The 24,103-nt window shown below is 69.2% G+C and carries 25 protein-coding genes and 1 pseudogene; 10 read left to right on the top strand and 16 right to left on the bottom strand.

Features of this window, described 5'->3' with window-relative positions; genetic code table 11:
- The first annotated feature begins 453 nt into the window (after positions 1-453).
- Complete coding sequence (locus IE242_RS10085) at positions 454-987, top strand: WhiB family transcriptional regulator (protein ID WP_189857469.1); 534 nt, start codon at positions 454-456, stop codon at positions 985-987.
- Positions 984-1,196, top strand: coding sequence for a helix-turn-helix domain-containing protein (locus IE242_RS39145; RefSeq protein ID WP_189857467.1), 213 nt, complete (start codon positions 984-986; stop codon positions 1,194-1,196). The genes IE242_RS10085 and IE242_RS39145 overlap by 4 nt, the downstream gene beginning before the upstream one ends.
- Before the next feature lie 30 nt (positions 1,197-1,226).
- Here the strand turns inward: IE242_RS39145 and IE242_RS10075 are convergent, their stop codons facing one another.
- Entirely contained in the window at positions 1,227-2,372 is a 1,146-nt protein-coding gene (locus tag IE242_RS10075; protein WP_229858629.1) for a tyrosine-type recombinase/integrase, read from the bottom strand.
- 587 nt (positions 2,373-2,959) lie between these two features.
- Between IE242_RS10075 and IE242_RS10070 the strand changes: the two genes are divergently transcribed.
- A complete protein-coding gene (locus IE242_RS10070) occupies positions 2,960-3,325 on the top strand; it encodes a hypothetical protein (RefSeq protein ID WP_189857466.1) in 366 nt (121 codons plus the stop codon).
- Positions 3,326-3,469: 144 nt separating this feature from the next.
- Here IE242_RS10070 and IE242_RS10065 read toward each other — a convergent pair whose 3' ends face one another.
- Positions 3,470-4,450, bottom strand: a complete 981-nt coding sequence (locus tag IE242_RS10065; protein WP_189857463.1) for an NADPH:quinone reductase — start codon at positions 4,448-4,450, stop codon at positions 3,470-3,472.
- Between the two features lie 64 nt (positions 4,451-4,514).
- On the bottom strand, positions 4,515-5,111 hold the full coding sequence (locus IE242_RS37575) for an AfsR/SARP family transcriptional regulator (RefSeq protein ID WP_373299491.1): 597 nt from the start codon (positions 5,109-5,111) through the stop codon (positions 4,515-4,517).
- Here IE242_RS37575 and IE242_RS37570 point away from each other — a divergent pair.
- Positions 5,064-5,474, top strand: coding sequence for an acyl-CoA dehydrogenase family protein (locus tag IE242_RS37570; RefSeq protein WP_229858625.1), 411 nt, complete (start codon positions 5,064-5,066; stop codon positions 5,472-5,474). The two genes, IE242_RS37575 and IE242_RS37570, sit on opposite strands and share 48 nt — an antisense overlap.
- A gap of 75 nt (positions 5,475-5,549) precedes the next feature.
- Here the strand turns inward: IE242_RS37570 and IE242_RS10055 are convergent, their stop codons facing one another.
- Positions 5,550-6,152 (bottom strand): CGNR zinc finger domain-containing protein, encoded by a 603-nt coding sequence (locus IE242_RS10055; protein WP_189857459.1) that lies wholly within the window; start codon positions 6,150-6,152, stop codon positions 5,550-5,552.
- An 89-nt stretch (positions 6,153-6,241) separates the two neighbouring features.
- Positions 6,242-7,108, bottom strand: a complete 867-nt coding sequence (locus IE242_RS10050) for a LysR family transcriptional regulator (protein ID WP_268249441.1) — start codon at positions 7,106-7,108, stop codon at positions 6,242-6,244.
- 231 nt (positions 7,109-7,339) lie between these two features.
- Here IE242_RS10050 and IE242_RS10045 point away from each other — a divergent pair, with 231 nt between their 5' ends.
- The 4 genes from IE242_RS10045 to IE242_RS10030 all read left to right on the top strand — a co-directional run bounded on the left by IE242_RS10045 (position 7,340) and on the right by IE242_RS10030 (position 11,976).
- Entirely contained in the window at positions 7,340-8,242 is a 903-nt protein-coding gene (locus IE242_RS10045) for a family 3 encapsulin nanocompartment shell protein (protein ID WP_189857455.1), read from the top strand.
- Positions 8,243-8,290: 48 nt separating this feature from the next.
- A complete protein-coding gene (locus tag IE242_RS10040) occupies positions 8,291-9,226 on the top strand; it encodes a sulfotransferase (RefSeq protein WP_189857453.1) in 936 nt (311 codons plus the stop codon).
- 65 nt (positions 9,227-9,291) lie between these two features.
- Positions 9,292-10,062 (top strand): SDR family NAD(P)-dependent oxidoreductase, encoded by a 771-nt coding sequence (locus tag IE242_RS10035; protein ID WP_189857451.1) that lies wholly within the window; start codon positions 9,292-9,294, stop codon positions 10,060-10,062.
- A 54-nt stretch (positions 10,063-10,116) separates the two neighbouring features.
- The gene (locus IE242_RS10030; RefSeq protein WP_189857449.1) at positions 10,117-11,976 is read left to right on the top strand and encodes a M20/M25/M40 family metallo-hydrolase; all 1,860 of its coding nucleotides are present in this window, start codon (positions 10,117-10,119) and stop codon (positions 11,974-11,976) included.
- A 401-nt stretch (positions 11,977-12,377) separates the two neighbouring features.
- Here the strand turns inward: IE242_RS10030 and IE242_RS10025 are convergent, their stop codons facing one another.
- The 11 genes and pseudogenes from IE242_RS10025 to IE242_RS09975 all read right to left on the bottom strand — a co-directional run bounded on the left by IE242_RS10025 (position 12,378) and on the right by IE242_RS09975 (position 22,205).
- Positions 12,378-13,907, bottom strand: coding sequence for an MFS transporter (locus IE242_RS10025; protein WP_189857447.1), 1,530 nt, complete (start codon positions 13,905-13,907; stop codon positions 12,378-12,380).
- Positions 13,908-14,063: 156 nt separating this feature from the next.
- On the bottom strand, positions 14,064-14,429 hold the full coding sequence (locus tag IE242_RS10020) for a VOC family protein (RefSeq protein WP_189857445.1): 366 nt from the start codon (positions 14,427-14,429) through the stop codon (positions 14,064-14,066).
- 97 nt (positions 14,430-14,526) lie between these two features.
- Positions 14,527-14,760 (bottom strand): transposase, encoded by a 234-nt coding sequence (locus tag IE242_RS10015; RefSeq protein ID WP_373299498.1) that lies wholly within the window; start codon positions 14,758-14,760, stop codon positions 14,527-14,529.
- A gap of 72 nt (positions 14,761-14,832) precedes the next feature.
- On the bottom strand, positions 14,833-15,228 hold the full coding sequence (locus tag IE242_RS10010) for an SMI1/KNR4 family protein (protein ID WP_229858611.1): 396 nt from the start codon (positions 15,226-15,228) through the stop codon (positions 14,833-14,835).
- Positions 15,229-15,316: 88 nt separating this feature from the next.
- A complete protein-coding gene (locus IE242_RS37565; RefSeq protein ID WP_229858608.1) occupies positions 15,317-15,607 on the bottom strand; it encodes a class I SAM-dependent methyltransferase in 291 nt (96 codons plus the stop codon).
- Positions 15,608-15,648: 41 nt separating this feature from the next.
- The gene (locus tag IE242_RS10000) at positions 15,649-17,034 is read right to left on the bottom strand and encodes a phosphotransferase (RefSeq protein WP_189857443.1); all 1,386 of its coding nucleotides are present in this window, start codon (positions 17,032-17,034) and stop codon (positions 15,649-15,651) included.
- Positions 17,031-17,342, bottom strand: coding sequence for a hypothetical protein (locus IE242_RS09995; RefSeq protein WP_189857441.1), 312 nt, complete (start codon positions 17,340-17,342; stop codon positions 17,031-17,033). The genes IE242_RS10000 and IE242_RS09995 overlap by 4 nt, the downstream gene beginning before the upstream one ends.
- A 60-nt stretch (positions 17,343-17,402) precedes the next feature.
- Positions 17,403-19,286: an ABC transporter ATP-binding protein gene (locus IE242_RS09990; RefSeq protein WP_189857439.1), complete on the bottom strand. Its 1,884-nt coding sequence runs from the start codon at positions 19,284-19,286 to the stop codon at positions 17,403-17,405.
- 293 nt (positions 19,287-19,579) lie between these two features.
- Complete coding sequence (locus tag IE242_RS09985) at positions 19,580-21,316, bottom strand: lanthionine synthetase LanC family protein (protein WP_229858696.1); 1,737 nt, start codon at positions 21,314-21,316, stop codon at positions 19,580-19,582.
- A gap of 22 nt (positions 21,317-21,338) precedes the next feature.
- Positions 21,339-21,540, bottom strand: a pseudogene (locus IE242_RS09980) (IS110 family transposase); the annotation flags it as partial.
- A 182-nt stretch (positions 21,541-21,722) separates the two neighbouring features.
- The gene (locus IE242_RS09975; protein ID WP_229858605.1) at positions 21,723-22,205 is read right to left on the bottom strand and encodes a serine integrase family protein; all 483 of its coding nucleotides are present in this window, start codon (positions 22,203-22,205) and stop codon (positions 21,723-21,725) included.
- A 340-nt stretch (positions 22,206-22,545) separates the two neighbouring features.
- Here IE242_RS09975 and IE242_RS09970 point away from each other — a divergent pair, with 340 nt between their 5' ends.
- A complete protein-coding gene (locus IE242_RS09970) occupies positions 22,546-23,460 on the top strand; it encodes an NADP-dependent oxidoreductase (RefSeq protein WP_189857435.1) in 915 nt (304 codons plus the stop codon).
- A gap of 34 nt (positions 23,461-23,494) precedes the next feature.
- Complete coding sequence (locus tag IE242_RS09965; protein WP_189857433.1) at positions 23,495-23,974, top strand: MarR family winged helix-turn-helix transcriptional regulator; 480 nt, start codon at positions 23,495-23,497, stop codon at positions 23,972-23,974.
- Positions 23,975-24,103 lie beyond the last annotated feature (129 nt).

Raw genomic sequence — 24,103 nt, 5'->3', positions numbered from 1 at the left:
CCAGTTGGCAACGGCTGGAACGGTCACTGCGGCAAGATTCGAGGCGCGGGTGTCCGCCCTGGCCCGTGGCGCGGTCGAGGCGCAGTAGCCGAGGGCCTTCGAGAGGACAAGGGCCGGTCCTGGGGCCAGATTGGCGGGGGCGGAAGCGCCGCGCTGTTGGGGGCCACCGATTTCGCGTAGGTGGGCCTGAGGGCTGCCCGGGGTCGAGCCATAGGGCTGGCTGACGGCCTTACGTAAGTCGGTGTGGACGACGGCCTGAACCTTGAGCCGTACGATCTGTGACCGCTTCCTCGCATCGTCACGAGAAACCATTGATACGTGGCCTCAGCCAGCCGTACGGAGACGGCAATATAGCCGACGATTGCCGGTTTGAGGAACCGGCGTCTGCATGGAAGCTTTGTACGGCCGTTGGACCGCTCGTGGTCCTCAGCTACCAAAGCAGGAAGCGCATTCATGTACAACGAGCACTCGGTACCCCGTATCAGGGGGGATCAGACTTGGCAAGAAAGGGCGGCCTGCGCCACGGCCGTTGATGTGGCAAGGGATCCCGATCTCTTTTTCCCGGCAACGGCAACGCTGGCGGATGAGAAGCGCGTTGCCCTGGCGGAAAGGATCTGCTCGTCATGTGATGTCAGGAAGACTTGCCTAGAAGCCGCCTTCGAGTGCGGTGATGCCGACGGTATTCGCGGAGGGATGACAGAGTCCGAGCGCAAGGCTGTCCGGCACCGGTTCGAGCTCCGTTGCGATCCTGCGCGCGTCGCTGTGGCTCTGTCGGGAAGGGACGTGTATCTCAGCGGTGCAGAGCGGCAAGAGTTGATACGGCGAGCAGCCATGTCGGGCGCACCGGTGGACCGGATGGCCCGGGTTCTTAAAGTGTCGGAGGCTCATGTGCAGAAGCTCTTCCGACGCGAGCGCCGTAAGTCCGTGGGCACTCATCTGGGAACGCCGGGCGCTCCACAAGCCGCTTTGGAAGCGATATCGGCATGAGAAGAGCGAAAGCGATACACGGCACAGCAGAAGAGGAGCGAGGCCGGTATCTAGCAGTCGATGAAGCAGCGGCCTATCTCAGTATGAGTAGACGCTGGATGTACCGGGAATCCAGGCGTCATGGGCTGCCGCGCTACTACTTCGGTGGAAAGCTCAGGTTCAAGGTCACGGACTTGGATGACTGGGCACAGCAACAAAGAGTGCATTGAGGGGGGCGGGATCATTCCGCCCCCTTTTTCCTATAGGCCCTCGTTAAGGCGCTTCGCGGCGCGTCCAATCGATGCCGGCATGAGGTGGCGGTAGATCTTGAACGTCATGTTGATGTTCCTGTGTCCCATCCATTCGGCGACGTCCGTGATGGGTATCCCCATGGCCAGACAGTTGGAGGCGAAGAAGTGACGCAATGCGTAGGTGGTGAGCCTCCTGGTGATGCCTGCTCGCTTCTTGGCGGCGTTCCGCTGGTACTCGAGCGTCGTATGCGCCCAGTACGGTGAGCGTTGGGTTCTCAGAAGGTATCCGTCTGCGCTGGTGCCGTGATCCTTCTCGTACTGGAGGAGCGACTCCCGGACGGTCCATGGCATGGGGGTCTCGCGGAACTCGCCGGGCTTTCGGTGCTTGAGGGGGACTCGCTCGCGCGTGTTGCCTTCGATCTGTTCGGTGACGCGGTAGACGTCGTCCGCAACCATTCGCTCCAGGTTTGCTGCGTAGGCTTCCCCGTTGCGGAGACCGCAGCCGGACATGAGGTCGATGACGACGCGAAGCCCGTCGCTGCCGGCGGCCTTGAGGGCGTGTATCTCGTCGAGGGTCGGAATGGTGATCTTGCGTGGTATGTACTCGGGCGGGATGACGCCCTCGAACGGGTCCTCGGTAATTCCGCCGCGACGGCGTGCGTCGAGAAGAATCTTCCTGAGAGTGTCGAAGGCGTTCTGCTGTGCGGCCAGCCCGACGGAACGTTCCTCCATCGACATGACGAAGTCGTCGACGACCGTCGAGGTGAATGTATTGATGCGGCGCGTCTCGAGCACGGGCAGGATCTGGCTGGTGAGAACCTGCTTGACCGTGCGAACGCTGCCCTGTGCGTAATGGCGTTGCCGAGAGAGCCAGGTGGAGGCGTACTTCCCGAAGCGCTGCTTCCCGATCTCGCGCTTCAACTCTGCCCGTTGGGGCGGTGTGCTCCGTTTCTCCTCATAGACTCGGGTCAGCCGGTCGAGCGCGGACTGCTGCGTCGTGTAGCCCGTCTCCTCACGCTGACGGCCGGTCACATCGCGGTAGCGAATGACATAGGGATGGGGGCAACGGCTCTGCCGAGCGCAGGCGCAGCTCTTGTAGAAGCTGCCCATTCCGCGGATGAGCTGGGTCGCCAACGTGCACGTCTCCTGACTCATGCTGGGAGTTTGCTGACCAAGGTTCCCTCAGCATGGTCCTGACCTGCGGCCGCGCCAAACTAGGAGACGTTGATGAGCATCTTCATGGGTACCTCCTGGTGAGGTTGGCAGGTGTGGCTGTGACCTGCGTTTTACCTGGTCAGATGAGGTGGTGCGAGTTGTCGGTCTTGGCGGTCCGTAGCGGTCGGAAGCGGTCTCTGGCGGTACTGATGCTGACTTAATGCTGACTTGACGACGGGGCGTCAGATCTGCGGGCTGGTTGGACGCGGGTCGGCGGGGCGCTTGCTATCGGCAGTATCGACCTTGCGGCAGCGAAGGTCACGTGCGAAGGGTCGTGGGCGTGCTGAGGGTTGGTCTGCCACTTGCGTCGGGAGGCGACACGCACGGGGCGGTGCGTGTACGGCTGACGCGGTGGGGCAGCGGCGGAGAGAGGACTCGGTCGTGAGGTTGACGAAGAGAGCACTCGAATTTCTCCGCCGCCTTGCGACGGACACCCTCTCGGCCCTGACGGCGACCCCGCTCCTGCGGACCGCTGGGAGAGCGAGCGTACGGCGGCGCTGCCCGTGCCCTGCGCGTGGACGCCCGTCGTGAGCCGACTGGCCGGTGTCGCGGGCCCGTGCCGATCGACGCGTTGCCCGGCGACGGCGACCTGGACACTGCCTGGCGGGAGACGGCCGGCCGCGCCGACGACCGGCAGTGAGCAGCTCGCCGACCTTTCGCGCGAGACGCGCCCGGCCGGCGCGCTCGCGCTGTACCTGCGTCTGGTCGAGCCGCTGAAGGAGCTCACTGGGGGCCGCGTCCACGAACGCATGGCGCAGCTGCTGCTCGATGCCCGCACCTGCCGTCGGGCGCAACGTACCCAGGACGAGTTCACCGCCTACCTCACTGCCCTGCGCACAGACTTGCAACGCAGGCACAAGCTGACGAGCATCTTCTACCGGCACGGGCTGTGAGACCGGCCGGCCCCGACTCCGGGATCCCTCGGGCCAAGGACTCCGTGCCCTCACACCTCTTGTGGGGCCTTGGCCGGGCCACTCCGCCGCGTGCCCTGCTCGCACAGGCCACCGATCCGCGCCGTATCCCGTCCGCCGTGCCGCTCACACCTCCGCGCGGAGCACGGTCCGGGTGCCGTGCAGCTCACCGCGTTCCATGCGGGCGTGGACATCGGCGGCGGCACGCAGGGGCTCCGTCAGTATCGACCGGGGGCGAAGGCGGCCGCAGGCAAGAAGACGGTTCAAGGTGCGTGCGGCGTCGTCGAGTTCGGCGACGGTGGCGTGCGAGATGGCGAAGCCGACGACCGAGCAGTCCTTCATGTAAAGGGTGCCGGCCGGAAGCCTCGGGCAGGTACGGGGCCCGGCGAGCAGGACGACACGGCCCCGGTGGGCGAGCAGATCGACGGCGGTGGCCAGGTCGTTCGTACCCGAGGTGTCGAGGTGGATGTCGACCCCTCCAGGGCATGCGTCCGCGATGCGCCGGGCGAGATCGGGCGCACGGTAGTCGATCACCTCCGCCGCGCCGAGCGACCGGCAGTGGTCCGCGTCGCCGGGGGAGGCCGTCGCGATGACGCGGGCACCCGCCTCGACGGCCAGGACGACCAGCGCACTGCCCACGTTCCCCGCGGCGCCCGCGACGAGCACGGTGTCGCCGGGACGCAGCCGGCCGTGGGTGAAGAGGGCAAGGTGAGCGGTCGCGGCCGGGTGTACGACGGCTGCCGCTGTGAGGGGATCCACGCCCTCGGGGACGTGATAGAGGCGGTCGGCCGGCACGACGGCCTGCTCCGCGGCCGCTCCCTGCCGCCCGCCGTGCCCCAGGCTGTTGCTCCAGACGCGGTCGCCCACCGAGAAGCCGGGCGCGCCCGGCCCGGCCTCTGCCACGGTCCCGACCAGGTCCCGGCCGATCACGAAGGGGAAACTCACAGGGGTGCGGAAGATCCCTGAGCGCACGAAGGTGTCGACCGGATTGACGGTGGTCGCCATGACGTCGACCAGCACGTCGGTGGGTCCTGGGCGAGGGCTGGGGAGCTCCCCGTAGCGGATGGCTTCCGGGGGGCCGAGCTGTTCGACATAGGCCGCACGCATGGCTGGGGATTCTCGCACCGCCCGGCGGGTGTCCGGCAGGTGGCACCGGCGCCACGGTGACCGCTCAGATGCTGAACAGGCCGGGAACGGCGTGCTGGTGCTGCGGCCGGGGCTGCTGGGCAGGGGCGAGATCGAGGTCGGGATGGGAGGCGAGGACGGCCTGCTGGAGGCTTTGCAGACGCGGCGACGGTTTCAGTCCCGGTCCGTTGACGAGACGGGCACGCAGCCGCTCGTATACCTCCAGTGCCTGCCAGGAGCGGCCCGCGCGGTACAGGGCCGTCATGCACTGGGCGTGCAGTCCTTTATGCAGCGGGTGCCGTGCGGTCAGTTCGGTGAGTTCAGCCAGCAGCCGGGTGTGGCGGCCCAGACGCATGTCGGCCTCGATGCGGCGTTCCAGGACACCGAGTCTGCTCTCCTCCAGCCGGGCGGCCTCGATCTTCAGGGAGGGGCCCAGGCGCACATCGACCAGGGCCGGGCCGCGCCAGACGGCCAGCGCGTGGGCGAACAGCCGGGAGGCCCGCGCGTCGTCTCCGGCGTTGAGGGCGTCGTAGCCGGCCGTCGCAAGCCGGTCGTGATGTCCGGCTTCGGGCTGTCCCGGGCCCTGATCTGCCTGATGGCCATCGCGGTGGGCAGTGCGGCGCTCGACGAGGCCGTCGGCCATGCCACCCGCCGGGAGGCTTTCGGCGGGCCGATCAGCCGGTTCCAGTCGGTCGCCTTCCCGCTGGTCGAGCACGCGACGCTGCTGCGCGCCGCGAGGCTGCTGGCCTACGAGGCACTGTGGCGGGCGGACAGCGGCGAGGACGCACGGGTGCCCTCCAACATGGCCAAGTGGTGGGCGCCGAAAGCGGCCATGGACGCCGTGCACCAGGCGCTGCTGACCCTCGGACACCTCGGCTGGACGGAGGACGGCCCGATCGCCCGGCGGCTGCGGGACGTCATCGGACTCCAGATCGCGGACGGCACCGCGGCGGCCACCAAACTCACCGTCGCCCGGCGCCTGTTCGGCCGCGAGTACGCTCCTTGATCGCTCCTTGATCGCTCCTTGATCGCTCCTTGATCGCTCCTTGGCGCCCCGGGTGCGCACCGCGCGTATCCGGCGTCAGGAGGACGGGGCCGGGGCCTCCGCCCGCCGGGACCTCCGGTAGGTCTCCATCTTCGCGCGCGTCCCGCACACGGCCATCGAACACCACCGGCTGCCCCGGTTCCGCGACCGGTCGTAGAACACCCACTCACACCGATGTTCCGCACAGGCCTTCAGCCGCTGCCAGGACCCGTCGGCCACGGCCGCGAAGCTGCACGCCAGGACGCGGGCGAAGCATCCACGGATGTCGGTCAGAGCAGGCCTCAGCATGAGCTCCGCCCCGTCGTCCCCGCCGAAGGCGACGACGAGGGGGCAGTCGCGAGCGATGTGCTCCACCGTGGTCCGGGCCCGCCGGTCGGGCGGCGCGCCGTTGTTCTCTCTGAGCAGGGCCCGCAGCGCCTCGCGCAGGGCGACGGCGTCCCGGCGGTCGAGCTCGCCCGGACGGTCCGCCGCAACACGCATGTCGTGCCGTTCCAGCCAGTCGGCGAGCCCGTCGACGGTTTCGAACTCGTCCCGCTCGAACTCCACGTTCACGCTGTTGACGAAGGACTGCACCAGCGCGAGGGGACCCGGGGCCGTCGCACGGCCTCCCGGCTGGCGGACCTCTGCTCGTCGGTTCATCCCGACAACGATACCGGTGTCCTGTCTTCACCGGTCAAACAGTCGTCCGTGATGCGGCCGCAGGCATGTACGTGATGTCGTGCCGATCGTCAGTCGGCGAACGGATAACCACGCAGCGCCTGTCGGCACGCCCTCTCCGCGGCGGACAGCAGACCGGAGCGGGCCGCCACGCCGTTGGAGGCGACCAGGGTCACGGGGAGCGGGCCCGGAGGGGGCGGCAGCGAGGGCTTGATCGCCCGCGGCAGGCCCCACAACCCGTCCCCGTTGTCCAGGAGGCAGGCCACCCCCAGGCCGGCCTTCGCCGCCGCGCGCAGGCCCACCAGCTCGGCCCCTTCGTAACTGATGCGCCAGGAGACGTGCGAGGCGTCCAGCGCCTCCAGGATGCGGTTGCGCAGGGTGCACGGCTCCGTCGCGAGCGACAGCGGCAGCGGTGCCCCCTCGCCGTGCGCCGGCTGCCCGAACCATCCCAGACACAGGTGACCCAGCTCCCTGTTCGCGGCCGCCGACTGCGGCGGGCACGGCTGGAGGAGCAGCGCCAGATCCAGCTGACCGCTCGCCACCTGGGGTGCCAGGAACTCGCTGACCCCCGTCCGCACGCTGACCCGGGCGTGCGGAACGTTCCGGATGACGAACCGGAGGATCTCCGGGAGGGACTCGGCCAGTTGATCGGCGACACCGATCGCCAGCCGCACGCTTCCCGGCTGCGGCACGAAGCGGCGGATCACGTCGTCGTTGAGTGCCACGATGCGCCGTGCGTAACCCAGCAGCTCCTCGCCCTGAGGACTGAGCCGCATCCTCCGGCCGGTCCCGGTGAAAATCGGGCCTTCGACCAGAGAGCTGAGCTGACGGATCTGCTGGCTCACCGCGGGCTGGGTCACGTGCAGAGCTTCCGCGGCTCTCCGGAAACCACCCGTCTCCACCACGGCGATCAGAGTTCTCAGGCGGCTGATCTGCAAATCGCGGTGCAATTCGTCCTCCGTCTGGAATCCGGCCGGGCGACTGGGTTCATGACTGCCTTATCGGTGTCGACATCGAAATTTATCCGTGAGGTCTGGGCGTGACTTTCGATATCGACCATCGTAGATAGGAGGGGCCGTAAACACCCGCACACGCGGTCATGACTGGATGTGAGAAGTTCATGTGCGGGCGATTGTTCGAGATGATGAATCGGGATGTGAGGAGCCGTCATGCGCGGTGCGACCGCCGGACCCGCCGTCCACCAGGGGATCTCGGTCCCGCTTGCCGACCCGGCCCTACGGACACGCAGCCCGGGTGAGGAATTCGCATGGGCCGTTCACGGCGCGTCCGGTGCGGAAGACCGGGTGGTTCCGTTCCGGGCCCATCTGCCGGCGGCTTTCCCGCTCTTCGCCACACGTCCTCGTTACGCCGTCCGGCACCTGCTGAAAAGCGCCTCGGTGTCCGATAGCGGTGTCGCCTACGTCCACGAACCGCCTGCCGCCGATCCGTGCACGGCCGGCACCTCGTACCGCGGCACACCCGAGAATGCCTTCTCACCGCGCGTGGGCGAGGCCCAGCTCACCGATCTGTCGGTGTCCGTGCCCTTGCCCGCCGGACTGCTCGACGAGCCCTCCTTGCTGGCGTCGTTCGTCGACCACCGGGTCCTGGTGCGGCTGTCCGTCGTGGAGAACGAGTCACTGCTGCACGGCACTGCCGACAAGGCGATCCCCGGACTGCTCACCCTCCCGGGGCTGCGCCATGCCGCGCTCGGCCCCGACATCGGCGACATCTCCGATTCCATCGCTCTCGCCGCTGCCGAGGTGGAGGAGACCGGAGGCTCGTGCGACGGCATCGTCGTGCACCCCTCCACCTACTGGCGACTCGTCAGGGACGGCGTGCTGGGTCTGCTCGCCGAAGCCGGCATCACGGTCTCCCGCACCCGGATGATTCCCCGGGGCCAGGTCCTCCTCGGAGACTTCCGGGCCGCGGCCACCCTCCTCCTTCCCGACGTCGCGTCGATCGGCCTGCGCAGGGGCATCGGCGCGCGGGGCGGTGACGTCATCGAGGCGACCACTCGGATCGGCCTGGCGGTCCACCTGCCGCAACATCTGTTGCTGCTGTCACGGGACTGACCATCCGACCGCCACTTGTCCACGACAGAGAAGGGTCCTCAGCCGTTGATGGCCGGACACCGTCCCCGCGTCCTCTACATCACCGGATGGATGCGCAGCGGCAGCACCGTGCTGGGCAACGTCCTCAACGAACTCCCCGGTGTGCTGCACGTCGGCGAACTCCACTACCTCTGGCAGAACGGAGTACTGCACACGGGCACCAACTCCACCTGCGGCTGCGGCCTGGGCCTGCGCGCGTGCCCGCTCTGGTCGTCCGTGCTGCACGCCGCCACCGCCCGGACCACGCCGGAGGCCGACGCCCGACTGATGGTGACGCGGCAGCACACGCTGCTGCGCACCCGGCACACCCGCGCCCGTCTCGCCGAGGCGTGCGGAACCGCCCGGCCGGCCCCGGGCACCGAACAACACCTCGACCGCATGACCGACGTGTACCGGCTGCTCGGCACCCGCGGAGGCGAACGGCTCGTCGTCGACGGCTCGAAGTACCCCGCCGAGGCGGCTGCCCTGCTCGGCCGTACGGACGTCGAGACGCGGGTGGTGCACATCGTGCGCGATCCGCGGGCCACCGCGCTGTCGTACCGGCGCGCCAAGCACTACATCGGCCCGATGAGTGCCGCACGCAGCACCGCGTACTGGCTGGCCTTCAACCTCGCCTCGGAATGCGTCGGCCGCGCCGCCGCCGACCGGTACCTGCGCATCCGCCACGAGGACCTGGCGCGCCGGCCGGAGGCGGTCGTCACCCAGGTACTGCGCTTCGCCGGGCTCGACGACCCGTCACCGGTGGACGCCTTCGGGAAGGTCGGCCTCACCGGCAACCACACCGTCACCGGCAACCCCGACCGGCTGCACCGGGGCGACACCCTGATCCGGCCGGACGAGCGCTGGAGGACGCAGTTGCCCGGCCGCGACCTCACCACCGCGACATGCATCGCCGCCCCCTTGCTGCCCCGGTACGGCTACCCGCTGCTGTCTGCCCGGCCGTGAGCACGCCGCGAACGAAACCGTCAGGACAGAAGGAACTGTCACGACAAGGAAGAGGAGTTGCGCGAGTGGATCTCGGCCTGGAAGGACGCGCCGCGCTCGTCGCGGCCTCCACCAGCGGCCTCGGGCTCGCCGTCGCCCGCGCCCTGGCCGCCGAAGGCGCCGACGTCGCCATCTGCGGCAGGGACCGGGACAGGCTGGCGCGAGCACAGGAGGAAGTCGACGGCTGCGGCAAGGGCCGCGTGCTCGGCAGCACGGTGGACCTGCGGGACGAGCACGCAGTCGCCGCGTGGGTCGACCACGTCGCGCAGGAGTTCGGGAACCTGCACATCGCGGTGACCAACTCAGGAGGAGTGCCGTTCGGACCCGTGGACGGCTTCACGGTGGCGGAGTACCGGGCGGCGGTCAACGACAACCTGCTGCCACACGTGGCCCTCTCCCTCGCCGCGGCCCCCCATCTCATCGCCGCCGGATGGGGCCGCATCATCTTGGTCACCTCCGAGTCGGTGCGCCAGCCGCACCCCGGCAGCGGGCTGTCCTCCGTGGCCCGGCTGGGTGTCCTCGGTCTGGTCAAGGGACTGGTGCACTCCTTCGGTGCCGCCGGAGTCACGGTCAACGTCCTGGCCCCCGGGTTCCACCGGACCCCGATCCTCGACCGGCAGTACGGCCCGGAGGCCGAGCGGCGCATCGCCGAGATCGCCCGCGAACTGCCCCTCGGGCGGATCGGCCGGGCACAGGACCTCGGGAGCCTCGCCGCCTTCCTCGCCAGCGAACAGGCCGGCTTCGTCACCGGCACTGTCCTGGTGGCCGACGGAGGGAATACCCGGGGTATCGGCTGATCCCGCCGAAGACTGCTCCCGGCCGCCGAACGAGCACGAGGGGGGACGACTTGTATGTCGGTCCTGGGTGAAGTCGCCGACTCACGTGGTGCCGCGCTCCACGTCGTCAAGCTGGGCAGTGCCACCCTGCGTCACGACAGGGTCTTCGACGAGGTGCGCGCCCTGCACCAGCGAGGCGTGCGGCTGCTGCTGGTCGCCGGTGGATCGGTGGCCATCGCCGAGTACTACCGCCGCATCGGACGTCCGGCGCGCACCCTTCGACTTCGGGGCGGCGAGGTGCGGTACTGCCCCGCGGAGGAGGTGCCGCACATCGTCACGGCGTACCGGCAGATCACCCTGCCGCTGGTCGAGGAGAGACTGGCGCGCCGCGGCATGTCGGTGCTCGCGGCGACCGGCCACACCGGATCCCTGGTCAGCGCCGAGCCCGTCGGACCTCTGCGGGCTGTGCTGGACGGCCGCGGATGCGTGGTCCGCGACCAGCGTGCGGGGACGGCGATCCGGGTGGACACCTCCCGGTTGAGCGGCCTGCTCGACGTCTTCGACGTCGTGTGCCTGTCACCGCCGGTGGCCGACGTCGACGGCGGTACGCCGCTGAACGTGGACGCCGATGTCCTGGCCGCCGAGGTCGCCAGGGCCCTGGACGCCGACCACCTCAGGCTGGTCACGGGCACGGCCGGCCTGCTCGCCGATCCCGATGCGCATGCCGCCTCCGGCACCCTGCGGCACCTGACAGCCGGCGAGGGACAGCGGTACGCCCGTGGCGGCATGCGACAGAAAGTACGGGCTGCGGAGATCGCCCTCGGCGGCACCTGCGACGTCGCCGTCACCGGTCCCCACACCCTGTCCGCCCGCGACGGCACCTGGTTCTGGCGGGCACCGGCCCGCTCACCGGACCTCACGCTCCTGGCCCGCGCCGTCGAGCTGTCGTCCGTGTCCGGCGACGAGCGGGAGCTCGCGGAGTTCCTCGCCCAGTGGTGCGCCGACCACGGGATCACAGCAGAGATCGATGCGGCCGGTAACCTCGTCGCGACCCGAGGCTCGGGCCCGCGGCGGCTGCTGATGCTCGGCCACCTCGACACGGTGCCGTACCGCTGGCCGACCCGCTGGGAGGGCGATGCCCTGACCGGACGAGGGTGCGTGGACGCCAAGGGGAGTCTTGTGACGTATCTGCAGACTCTGGCGCGCCCGGACCTTCCCGACGGTGTGCAGCTGCGGGTTGTCGGGGCGGTCCAGGAGGAGGTGACCGGAGCCGGAGCCTTCCACGTCCGCGACCACTACCCGGCCGACGCGGTCGTCGTGGGCGAGCCGAGTGGCGCGGCCGCCCTGACCATCGGGTACTACGGCCTGGTCAAGCTCCGGCTCGGCGTGCGGCAACCCACGCGGCACACCGCGGGGGAGGGGGCCAGGACAGCGGCCGACCACCTGCTCGACTCCCTCCGGGCGATCCGCGCCGCGGTCCACGGACTGGATCGGCACGCCCTGACCGCGGTGCTCGGCATGCGCGCGGTCAACGAAGGCGACGCGCAGAACGGCGAAGCCGTGGTCGACGTACGGGTGCCCCCGTCACTCGGTCTCGACCGGCTTCTGGCCTCCCTCCCTGCCGTGGACACCGGCCCGGTCCGGCTGGACGTTCTGCGGGCGACTCCCGGTGCGGTCACCTCCCGCAGCAGTGCGCTGGTCAGGGCCTTCCAACGGGCTTTCCACTCCGTCGGTATCTCCCCGCGCCACCTGCTCAAGAAAGGCAGCAGCGACATGAACACCCTGGCGACCACCTGGCACGGCGTCCCCATGGTCGCCTACGGGCCCGGTGACTCCGCACTCGACCACACACCACACGAACGTGTCCATGCCGACGAGTTCAGGCAGGCCCTGGCCGTGCTGGCCGCTGCGATCGGCGAGTGGAGCACGTTGTGAACCGGCCCGGCACCGAGGCGGCCCGGTGGTCGTTCTTGCCCGGCCGGCCTCATCAGCGCCCTCGCGACCATCGACGTGCCCGGTGGGTCCGTGTACATGGCGTGAGCACCGCAGCCGGTGACCGCCCGTTTCCATCGACGACACCGGTGACGTGGACGTGTCCCCCAACGACTCGTCAGCCGCGGCCGGTTTCCCAGGCGGTCGACGACACCGTCCGGGCGGTGTTCCGCACCGCCGGTCCCGTGGCCCTCGACGCCTACGTCCACTTCCGCCGCAGCCGCACCGGGTCATTCATCCTCAGTGGCTCGCCGGCGGGTGCCATCGTCACCGCGTGAACGGCGGCCGGGGTCGGGCAGCCGACGCACCCCCAGCGTCCACGATGCGGTCGGGGCCGACGGCCCTCACCCAGGGAGGCCGCCGTCGTGCTCGGGTGCTCCGGTGGCCATCGCCCACGGCTCGCCGTCGTCCACATCGCCGTCCCGTCGGCTCCGGGGCCCGGCCGGCAGGGCGTACATCAGCAGGAAGACCACGGCCATCAATCCGGCGGACCACTTCAGAGAGTGGGCGAAGGCATCGGCGAAAGCCGGACCGACCGACTGCGGGGCGAGCCCACTGCCGATGGTGCCGAAGAAGATCAACGAGGTCAGCCCGAGCCCCATCGCCAGCCCCACCTGAAGCGTGGTGTTGATCAGACCGGACGCGGAGCCGGAGTGCTCCCGCGGCACCTCGGCCAGCACCGCGTCGGTCAGCGGCGCCAGGATCAGCCCCATACCGATGCCCATGACCACCAGCGGCGGGACCATCCACCAGGGAGAGATGCCCAAGCCGTACCGGTCGGCCTCCCAGACGTACAGCAGCATTCCCGCGGCCATGGCCAGCGCCCCGGCCTGCAACACCGCGCGTCCCCACCGCGGGACCAGGACCTGCACGGAGATGCCGGCCGCCGCCGCCACCGCGATCGAGAACGGAACCCCCATCAGACCTGCCCGCAGCACGCTCCAGCCGAGACCCACCTGCATGTAGAGCGTCCAGACCAGGAAGAAGACGCCGAAGGCGATGCCGGCGGCGAGCTGCACCAGGATGCCCGCACGGAAACTCTTCACTCGGAAGAGGGAAAGCTCGATCAGCGGGGATCCGTCCTTGCGGGCCTTGACCCGCTCATAGGCCACCAAACCTCCGAAGGCAACGACGGACCCGACCATGGACAGCACACTCCACAGGGGCCAGTCAAGGTCATGGCCGCGGGTGAGCGGGTAAAGCAGCATCAGCAGACCTGCGGTGGCGATCGCCACGCCGACCAGGTCGAGCCGGAGCGCGTGCGACGACCGGGACTCGGAGATGAAACGACGGCCCAGCAGCACGGACGCCACGCCCACGGGCACGTTGACCAGGAAGATCGGCCGCCATGCAAGTCCGAAAAGGTCCCACTGGGTGAGCAGCGCGCCCAGCAGCGGTCCGCTGACTCCGGCCAGGCCGGTGATGGCACCGAACAGGCCGAACACCTTGCCGCGTTCATGGGCCGGAAAGGTGGCGTGCACGATGGACAAGACCTGCGGAACCATCAGCGCTGCAGCGCAGCCCTGCGCGAGCCGGGACACGAGTAGCATCTCCGCATTCACAGCGAAGCCGCACAGCCCGGAAGCGAGCGTGAATCCGGTGACACCGACGAGGAAAATACGCTTGCGACCATAAATGTCGCCCAGCCTGCCACCGGTGATCAGTCCGACCGCGAACGTCAGTGAGTAACCGGCGACAATCCATTGAATTTGACTGAACGACGCGCCCGTATCCCGCAGAATGGAAGGTACGGCGATGTTGACGATCGTGACATCGACGAGGTCCATGAAGGCCGCGGTCATCACGATGGCGAGCGCAATCCAGCGCAGTCCGTCCGGCTGCGCCGATTCCCGCTGATGAGCTGGTGATGTCATGCTTCAAGGCTAGAAGCGTGTGAGGTCAGCCAGTATTCACGTTGCTTATCGAACCGGCGGCGGATCGGAGATTGCTGCACCTTGACATGGGGGAGCAACTCGCTGTCTCGCTGACGGTGTTCGGCTCGACACTGGGCAGAAATCGGCCGACACTGGTCAGGGGGCGTGACAGACGGCCTCGATGTTGTTGCCGTCCGGATCGCGGACGAACGCCCCATAGTAGGAATCGTGATATTCGGGCCAAAGGCGCGGCGCGTGCAGGGACTCTGCCCCGGCCGCCATCGCCGCGGCATGGAAGGCGTCGACCGCCTCCCGGTCGGAAGCGGCGAAAGCGATGTGCATCTCCCGGACCGGAGCCCCCTCGGTGGCGGGTACCAGCCACAGCGTGTCTCCCGTGGTGCCGTAGCTGATGAGCTCGCCGAACTGTTTCGTCCTGCCGATGCCCAAAGGCTTCAGAACGGCGTCGTAGAACTGCCCGCTGGCCGCGATGTCCTGGACCTCGAGCCCGATGTGGTCAAGCATGCCGCCAGCATTTCACGGGCGCCGCCCGATGTCCCGCATACCGCACGGTCCGCGAAGCCGTGCCGGAACATGCTGTGCTCGGTGCCCGTGGTCAAGGTCAACTGCCCAGGGTCCGCCAGGATCTCGACCGGGGGATCTCGTGTTGATCCGTGGAATTATGGAAGGCAGTCGGTGATCGCGGTGAGTAGGTATCCACCGCCGGTGGCAGGCCGCTGAGGCGCTCGATGTTCACGGCGATAGCCGTGAACACATGCTGCAAGTGGACTTTCCTCTGTCCCCGGTAGCGGCAGTGGCGCATGCCGTGTCCGTGGGCGAACTCGTGCCGAACCAGATATGGTTCGCCCCGGTGATGAGGCTCGTGGCGGGGAACTGACCTCGGCTGGTGGGCGCTTCGCCGGTGAGGTCAGTCGGGTGAGCCTTCGTTCCGCTCGCTCTCGAACTCCCGGGCGGAGGTGAGTCCCTTGATGAAGGAGCGGAAGTCCGGTGCGAGGACCAGTTCCGAGTTGTCGTCCGCATCGAACCAGGTAACGGACGGTTCCCTGTCTCGGCCGCAGGTCCGGTAGTCGATCCCAATCCAGTAATGCCCGTCACCCGCAACCAGCACCACTGCCGCGGGCAGGCCCCATTCCTCGACCAGGTACGGGCTGTCGAGCATGGACAGCGTTCGCTCGCGGTGACCGATGCCCATCATGCTGTCGAACGGAACGTAGTCGGCACCCCATGAGGTCGGCCGGTTTGTGGGGAAGGCACTCCGGCTGTCGCTGACCTGGCCACCGTTCTGATCGCGGAGCAGGTCCAACAGTATGTCGGGGAGTGTGACGGGTACATCAGACGCATGGTGATCAGGTCGTAGCCGCCCTCGTTCAGCTCCATCGGGTCATCTCGCTCTATGTCCAGGCAGACCAAAGTACCTTCCGCACCTTCTCGATACCGGCGTGCTCCTTCCGGGCCCGGGTGATCGCGCTGTCGGCGAAGTCGACGGCGTCCACGACGTGACCGAGGGACGCAAGGCAGGCAGCCAGGTCTCCGGTGCCGCAGCCCACCTCGAGGGCCCGCCCGCCACCGTCAGGCACCGGGGTGTGTTCGGCGAACAGCGCTCGCTCGCGCTCACCCAGCTGCCGAAACCCGTTCCCCTCGGCATAGTGCTGTTGCCACTGATCACGGACGACGTATCCCACGGTGCTGCTCCTCAACGATCCGGTGTGATGGGTGGTGGTGTTCAAGGGCGGGCCGTGGCGCGGAGGCGGGCCACGGTGCGGCGGCCGCGCTCGACGAGCTCCAGGTCTCCATGTGCGGTGCCGTACTGAATGCCGGACAGGGCATCGAGCGCCGCCAGGACGGCGAGATGCTCCTCCTCGGCCGGGGTGAAGGGACGGCCGTATCCATCCAGCACGGCCTCGAAGAGGTCCGGCCGCCCGCTCCACGCGTCCGCGAGGCGCACGAAATCCCGTACGGCCGGTCCCTCTTCACTGCGTTCGAAATCGAGCACGTACAAGGCGCTGGTCATCTCGTCCCAGCGGAGATTCCGGAGCTGGAAGTCGCCGTGCGTGGGTCCCGTCTCGAGGACGGGCAGGTCGGCGGCCTTCTCGGCCATCTCGCGGATGAACTTCTCATCTCCGGGCGCGAGGTGGGGACGGGCCCTGTCGAGGTGCCGCTCCAGCTTCCCGAGGGACAGGGGGCCGGTGGCTGGACGGGTGGGGGCGCTGCGGTGGATGGCTGCCGCGAGCCGCCCGATGCTGTAGAAGATCCGCTGCTGCTCCTTGGGCGGATGGACGGCGCCATGGAGGGACCGGCCTCCCACCGCGGTGATGACCACGGCCCGCAGCGTCTCATCAGCGGCCACCAGACGGGGTGCGGCCGCGCCGAGATGGGGAACCCAGCTGCGGAGCGCGGTCACCTCGCGCTGGTGGAAGCGGTCGCTCTGATGGACCTTGACGAACCATGTGCCGCCTTCGGCGCCGTGGACCCGCCACACCCGGCTGCCCTCCCGTGCCCAGGAGACGTCCGTCCAGTTGGTGATGCGGCCGACCGCCCGCTCGGTGAAGTCGCGCACTGCGACCTCGGGCGCCGCGTTGTCCGCATCGTTGGCGGGGACCAGGAGCAACCGGTCGACGGCCGGGTCGTAGGCGATCGGGTCGCCAGGTTCCTGGAAGTGAACGGCGATCCGGGCACCGGCCCGGTAGGCATCCAGCCCGGCACGGCAGTACGCGACCATGGGCTCTGGCAAGACGTCGAGCGGGAACCAGCCCATGGCATCGCACACGTCGTGTTCCCTCACCTGCGGGGTGCCGTGCCAGCGTCGGCCCTCGAAGAAGAATCCGACACGCGCAGCGCCGCCGGGGGCGCGATGGTGCACGGTGACAGCCGCGCGAACATCGGCGTGGTCGACGACGACGCCGGTCTCCTCCCGGGTCTCCCGGACGAGAGCGGTGACCACGTCCTCCTCCGGTCCTTCAAGGTGTCCGGACGGCAGATGCCACAGGCCCGAGGCGTAGACGTCCCCGGCGCGGCGGGACAGCAGGATCTCTGGGCCTGCGGCGGTGTCGCGGCGCAGAATCAGGTGAACGTCGACCGGCTCGCTGTGCCGGTGCTGCCGGTCGCTCATGAGGCGGTCCCGCGGTGGCGGGTCGACAGCAGTACCGGCAGCACGGTGCACGTCACGTTCTCCCTCAGAACCCCGCTATGGGAGTGCGCGTCAAGGAGCCAGCGCACTTTTGCCTCGCAAGCTACGGAACGGTCGGTGAAGAGGTCGGGCCGGGCGAAGTCGGTGTCACGCAAACAGCCAACGACGGTGTCAGGCGTCCAGGCGCGGGAGACCGTGAAACGGTGCTCGGCCAGGACGCTGGCAGCGGTGTCCTCTACCTCCATGGTCAGTCGCTCGGAGGCGGTGTCTGTGCATTCGGTGGCGGTCACGCAGTGCGGTCCTTCCGTAAGGTCGGCCGAGACGGGTCAGGTGCCTGGAGGTGAGCGCGGTCAGCGATCTCGTGACAGTCGGAGCAGGCCGGCGAAGGTTCCGCCGGCGTGGATGAGGTCGTCGTAGGTGCCTTGTTCGGTGAGGCGGCCTTGCTCCATGACGATGATGTGGTCGGCGATCTTCGTGTTCTCCAGGCGGTGCGTGACGACGATGGTGATCCGGTCGGCGGAGATGGCCTTGATCTTCTCGAAGATGCCGTGCTCGCCGCGGGGGTCCATCTGTGAGGTGGGTTCGTCCAGGATCAGCAGGGGCGGGCGCCGGTACAGGGCTCGGGAGCACGCCAGGCGTTGCCACTGACCGCCGGAGAGTTCGGCACCGCCGAAGATCTCGCGGGCGAGGAGTGTGTCGAGGCCGGCGGGCAGGTCCTCGACCGCCTCGCGCATGCCGACCGCGTCCACCGCGTCCCATACCTCGCGGTCGTCGTGGCTCCTGGGCTGGCCGAGGGTCACGTTCTCCCGGGCCCGCAGGGGCCACTGGGCGAAGATCTGCGGGACCAGGCCGGTGCAGTTCCAGACGGTGGCCGGATCGGTGTGGGCGAGGTCGGTGCCGTTCCAGGTGACCCGGCCCTTGTCCGGGAGGTAGATGCCGGTGATCAGGCGGGTCAGAGTGCTCTTGCCGGAGCCGTTCAGGCCGACGATGGCAAGGATCTGGCCGCGCCGCAGAGTCAGGGAGACGCCGTCGACGGCGGGCTTGTCCTTGCCGGGGTACCGGTAGGTGACCTCGTCGAGCCGAATCTCCTCCACCGGCGGGCCGACGGTCAGCGGGCCGCGCTTCGGCGCCTGTCGGGCGGCGGCGTCGAAGAAGGCCTGCATGTCGCTGAGGTAGAGGCTGGTGTGGAACACCGCAGCGCCGTTGATGACTACTTGGGACAGCGCTGCCAGGGTGGTCTGGACCGCGACGACGGCCGTGGCGGCGATGGCCGGCGTGATCCGTCCGGTGACGGCCAGCCAGGCGAGCATTCCCCAGGTGGCGGCGAGGAACGTGCCACTGGCGAGGGAGGAGAGCAGAGCGATGCGCAGGGTCCGGGGAGCGGCCGTCAGCGAGCGCTGGTCGACCCGCTCCGACAGGGCCCGGTACCAGTGGAGGAGGTAGTCGGTCATGCCGTTGGCACGGACCTCGTCCCCGTACTTCGGCGCGGTGGCCCACCAGCGCGTCATACCGCGGACGTTGCGGTCCGCGATGTTCGCGTAGTGGATCTCGTAGTCGACACGTGCGGTGAGGATCGCCCCGATGCCGGCCGGGGCGACGGCCAGGAGGAGCAGCGGCAGCATCAGGGGGTTGAGCACGGAAAGGACGCCGCCGGCCGTGATCAGCTTGATCAGGGCGGACATGAAGCGCTGGGCGTCCATGACCATGACGTGCGTACGCGTCACACCCATCTCCGCAGCCTCCTGGCGGTCGGAGAAACCATCGGCGGCGTACGCCGCGGCCTCGACCCGGCAGACGGCCTCGACCAGCGCGGAATCGGTCGCTGTCGTCAGCCGGGGTGTGATCCGCCGCTCGGCGTACGCGGCCACGGCCACGGTAGCCCGGGTGACGGCGCTCGCAGCGGCGACGACGATGAGAGCCGGAAGCGCCTCGTGCAGGCGGTCCGAGACCGCACCGGCACCGAGGACGGGGCGCATGGCCCTGGCCGTGGCAGCCAGCAGCACCGCGGCGGACACGCCGGTGATCAGCTGGCAGGCGAGGAGCAGGAGGACGGCTCGGTGGTCGATCCGCCATGCCATGGCGGCAATACGCCGCAGTACTGCGGGGAGCCCGGCGCACAGGGCGCGGAAGCTGACCTGGCCGAGCGGATTCACGGAGTACTGGCCGGAGTAGGTGATCTCGGCAGGTGGCGGCGGTGGGACGGGGGGAGCGTCGTGGGCTGTGGTGGAAGTCAACGGAACCTCTCCGTGCGGTCGGTGGGATGAAGGCAGCGGCACGGGAGTCAACGACAGAGGCCGCGATATCGAACACAGGTGTTTCGGACGAGGTCGATTCCGCTCGGACGCTTGGCAGTCGGGGCTGCGCAACGCGTCAGCCCTTGGGAGGCCGGTGCTTGCAGGCACTGCAGCGTGGCCGAAACGCCGCAACCGATACACATGTGACAGGTGAGGCTCACCGTGGCGGGGAGGCATAGCGAGATCCAACTGCGGTGGTGCGTGGGAGGTGGCATCGGCCCGAGGCCCTTCGCTCAATGGTCCGGGCCGACGGCGCGTTGACTGGACGGTTGCCGGGCGATCACCTCCTCGGCCAGCATCAGCGCTGCCTCGAGCCGGGTGAGTAGATGCCCGGGAAGCTCGCCGGCTCCCAGGGCGCCGGCGTCCGTGATGTCTGTCAGCTCTCGCTGGGCGGACGGCGAGAGGCAACGTGCGCAGCCCTCGTGCTGCAGAATTTCCCGAGCCACGTAGCCGTCCCTCGTGATGGTGGCGAGCGACATCAGCTGGTCCACGACAGACCGTGCCGAGGTGTGGGCAACACCGCCAAGGGCATCGACGATCGTCAACCCGAGACGGGTCAGGAAGACAGCGGTGGTGAGTTGGTGGTGGGCGGCGGCCGGGCCCGGCGCCGCTGCGAGGAGGGCTTGGTACGGCGTGAGCACCTCCTCCGAAGCCGTGCTGTCGCCGTCGCAGAGCAGGGAGAGGCAGGCCGTCACCGCTTGTTCCCAGGTATCGCCTGGGAGGGTGGAGTCGAGGAGTTCGCGGACTCCGCTGGTGTCACCAGCAACCAAGCGGGCCATCACCGCAACCTGTCGGCCGTCGAACATGCGACGGCCGACGCCATTGTGCTGTTCCAGGCTGGCGAGGGCCTCGTCCCAGCGGCCGCCCACGGCAAGGGCGCGTGCTCCGGTGGCCAGGAGCAGGGCCCACAGCCAGCGGCGCAGCTCATGGTGTGCCTCGTCGGGATCGGTCAGCCGGGCGGCAGGGAGGTGCATGCCGTCGATGGTGGTATCGGTTCTGGAATCCACCGCCTTCCACAGGGCGTCGATGAGGGCGAAGGCGCGCTCTCCGTCGCCCGAGCGGACGTGGAGGCGGGCGAGGTTACCGAGGGGTTCCAGGGCGTGACGTGCGGCCTGCGCGTCCAGGGGATGGGCGCGCAGGTGCATGTCGGCCTGGCGGTGACACCACTGCCGGGCCAGGCCGGGCAGACCGCAGTCCGAGGCGAGGAGCGCGGCGAGATTGTGCACGGCGGATGCACTCGCCGGATCAAGTCGGCGCTCGGCCGCTTCGGCGAGGTCACACAGTTCCCTCACGCGCTGCTCCAGCGGGAGGCATGCGGGCGGACCCGTGGCGGCGAGGGCGGCGAGTGCCATTCCGGCGGAGCCTTCGAGCAGGCCGGTACCGTCTGGATAGTCGGCCTCGGCTCGGTCGGCGAGTCCGGCCGACAGGCCTCGCAACCGCGTGGCCGTTGCCACGTCTGCCGCGTCCGACGCTGCCCGATCCGCGATGCGGGCAAGGCCGGCCCAGCCGTGGCACAGCGACCCATCCGCGGTGAGAGCCAGTTGGGCCGGGTCGGTCAGGGCGCTGACGAGTGCTGCTTCCGCCACCTTGCGTACGGTCGCATCGCCGGTCGCCGCGGCGGCGATCTGCAGGGCCCGAGCGAGTCCGGCGGTGCCGTAGCACCATGACGGTCTGTGCTCTGCGCCGCTGTGAGTGACCTTGTCCGGCCGAGTGGCCAGCTCGTCGCGTGTGAGCATGTACGGCCATCGCGATCCGGTGGGCGTGTCGATGCGCCAGTCCTCCAGCCAGGCGCACAGGCGGTGGATGGCCTCTGCTTGTCCCGGCACGGTGACACCGGCCATCAGGCTCAGGCCGAGCAGGGCCAGGGGGCCGGCGATGCCATGGGCCAGTCCGAGGTTGGCGTGTCCGCCGGGGAAGTCGTTCTCGTCGATGCGGCCGGTCGGCCCGGTCGCCGTCCACCAGCCCGGCACGGTGGCACCGTCGTGGGTGAGGGGGTCGGTCAGGCGCACCGAGGACGGTGCCGTGCCTGGCCTGCAGCTTGGTGAAGACCCCGCGGCGCTGGGGCTTCGCTGTTGGGCAGTCTGCGGTCAAGGGTCTTCTTGTCGGCCGGGGTGAGGGCGGTGGCGTGGTGTTCGCCCTTGCCTACGTCCAGGCCCAGGTAGATGTCGATGTCGATGTCGCCGGTGTCGATCATGTGTGGTGTCCTCCGGTCGTGCTCACCCGGCCCTGCCACGGCACCGATCGCCACATCCACATTACGAAGAGCCTCCCGACCTGCGGAGAAGCCGGTGGTCATGCCCCTGGTCAGCGGTCTGTCAGTGCCCCCGGAACTGGTGACACCACCCCCCGGGCCATGCACTCGACAAGGGGAAGTTGTCATGCCAACTCCGAAGGCCGGTAACCCCATCGCGGGGCTACGAAGACGGTAATGGGGGGCTTCTCGATGGCGGTGTGGTCGGGCAGGAGGTCGGCGACGACGGTGCGGATGCCGCTGCGGCTGACGCCGTGGTCGCGGGCGATGCCGGTGATGGACCGGCCTTCCAGGCACGCGGTGCGGACGGTGCCGGTCTTGTCGGCCGCCACGGCGGGGTGGCGTCCCCCTTCGTTGCCCTTGGCGTCGGCGGCCCGCAGCCCGTCGTGGGTCAGCTCGCGCTGGAGTTCGCCGACGGCGAGGGTCTGCGCCATGGACTTCACCGCGGACAGCGGCTCGCCGGTGCGCGGGTGGCGGGCGGTGAGGTCCATAGCGGAGAACGCCCCGTCGTGGATGGGCAGCGCCACCTGGTCGAGGTGGAGGACGTCGAGCATGTCGAGGATGTGTCCGGTGCCGCGCGCGGGGCGGAACATCTCGGAGATGTGCACGGTGGCGCCCGGCCGTGCGCAGGCGAGCAGCAGCGCGCCGAACCTCCGGCGCTCCGGCGGGTGGAGGCGGCCGGAGGCGCACGCCGTCCCCTCGAAGAGGACCGGGTCCTCGGTCGCCAGTCTTTGTCCGGGACGAGGTTCTTCCGGGCGGTGGACTGCTGGTCGGCCGGGACCCGCTTGTGGGTCAGGTTGGCCGCCGGGCCCGTTTCGCCGACAGGCGGATCGCCTCCGGGATCCCCCTCGAAGCAATTACTTGGCTAGCCACACAATCGGTGTTACTTTTATGTGGCTGGCCACAGAAAGTGGTCGGCGCGGCATCCCACTTGAGGAGACCCCAGTCATGAAGGCCATCGTTTTCGACGCGTTCGGCGGCACCGAGGTTCTGCACGAGGCGGAGATCGACATTCCTCAGCCCGGCCCCGGCCAGGTCCGTGTGCGTGTACAGGCTGTCGGCGTGAACCCGGTGGACGGCAAGATCCGCTCCGGTGTCATGGAGGCCATCTTCCCCACCACGCTGCCCGCCGTGCCCGGCGGGGAGATCGCCGGTGTGGTCGACGCCGTCGGCGAGGACGTCGACCACCTGAAGGTGGGGGACGAGGTCCTGGGCTGGTCCGACACCGGCTCCTACGCCCAGTACGCCCTGGCGTTCGCGGCCGTCCTCGCGCCCAAGCCGGCCGGCCTGGACTGGACACACGCCGCCGCCCTGCCCGTGGCGAGCGACGGTGCCGAACGCGTGCTGGACCTGCTCGGCATCACCCCGGGTGAGACGCTGCTGATCCACGGGGCGTCCGGCGCGCTCGGCACCATCGCCGTCCAGCTCGCCGTCGCCCGCGGCGCCCGCGTCATCGGCACCGCCGGGCCGGCCAACCAGGAGTACGTCACCTCGCTCGGCGCGACCGCGCTGGTCTACGGGGACAACCTGGTCCAGCGGGTCCGCGAGCTCGCCCCCGAAGGGGTGGACGCCGTCTTCGACGCCGCGGGCAAGGGCGCACTGGAGGACTCCATCACCCTGCGCGGCGGCACCGGCCGGATCGTCACCACCGCCGACTTCCGTGCCCGCGAACTCGGCATCGTCTTCGCCGAGGGCCCGCAGCGCCGCTCCGCCGCGCGGCTGGCCGAACTGGCCCAGCAGGCCGCCGACGGCACACTGGTGACCACGATCAGCGCCACCTACCCGCTGGCAGAAGCCGCCAAGGCACAGCAGGCCAGCGACGCCGGCCACAACCGCGGCAAGATTGTCCTCACCGTCGACTGACCGACCACCCCCACTCTTGTGATCAGGAGCAGCAATGTCCGACACCACCTCATCGGAGCTGCCGAACGCGGCGCGCGACGGGCGATTGAGCTACGCCATCTTCCAGCTCGCCCGTGCCCACCGCGGCCACGCCGCCGCCATGCTGCGCGCCCTGGACCTGCACCCGGGACAGGAGCTGCTGCTGATGCAGCTCTTCGACCGCGACGGCCAGACACAGTCAGAACTGCTGGAGCGCGTCGGCCTCGACCACTCCACCGTCTCCAAGTCGCTGCGCCGCATGCAGGAGGCCGGACTGGTCACCCGGGAGCCCGCTCCCCACGACCGGCGGGTCATGGTGGTCAGCCTCACCGATACCGGCCGTGCCCTGCAGGAGCCCATCGCCGACATGTGGCGCACCCTGGAACAGATCTCCGTGCGCGATCTGACCCCTGACCAGGTCGAGACGTTCACCACGTGTGCGCACACCATCGAGAAGTCGGTCAGGGACCACAGCCGGCAGGCACCTGTCGGGTAATCAGGCACGGCCGGACGGCCCACTCGCCCGGCACACCGCCCCCCACCCCGCGCAGAGCGAGGGCACCCCAAGGGCAGCCCTCGCCGCCCGGGGCCACAAGAAACCTCCACGGACGCCTCAACGCCGCGT

It is taken from the genome of Streptomyces poonensis (assembly GCF_014650915.1).
In the GTDB taxonomy this organism is placed as follows: Bacteria; Actinomycetota; Actinomycetes; order Streptomycetales; family Streptomycetaceae; genus Streptomyces; species Streptomyces poonensis.
The sequence above is the reverse complement of the archived record's forward strand: the minus strand, read 5'-3'. Positions and strand labels throughout refer to the sequence as shown.